The organism is Myroides sp. TSA_177.3 (assembly GCF_052691955.1).
Genome location: NZ_JBQZGD010000061.1, coordinates 1 through 460 on the forward strand (window position 1 = coordinate 1; position 460 = coordinate 460).

Here is a 460-nt window from a genome sequence, read left to right on the forward strand (position 1 = left end):
CCAGTTCTTCTGACAAGGTTAGATCCTCTTTACCTACCAATGCTTGAACATCTAGATTTGTAGTATCGCCCTTTTCATCCGTATAGGTTAAACTACCTGTTACTGTATCTACACCCAAAACAGTTACCGTTTCTCCAGCTTGAATAAGTGCTGTTAAATCAATAGCCTGAGAAACACCGTTTTCATCTGTATAGGTAAAACCTGTACCATCGTACGTCATATTTCCACCAACATTGTTTACTACTTGCGTCAACAACTCTTGCACCTCGGCTTTGTTAATAATCTCCTCGAAATTATTGACAACATCGGCCTGTACATCAATGATTACGGCTGCACCAGCCTCATTAGTATAGGTATATTTTCCGTTATTTAATGGATCTTTCACCAAGGTTGTAACCGTTTCATTGCCTTGAATAATGGTGGTCATATCTAAAGAAACCGTCTGTCCGTTTTCATCTAT

At 39.1% G+C, this 460-nt stretch carries 1 pseudogene; it reads right to left on the reverse strand.

Annotated features, from left to right (window positions below):
• Window positions 1–460 (reverse strand): annotated as a pseudogene (locus ACUTSE_RS18145) (hypothetical protein); the annotation flags it as partial.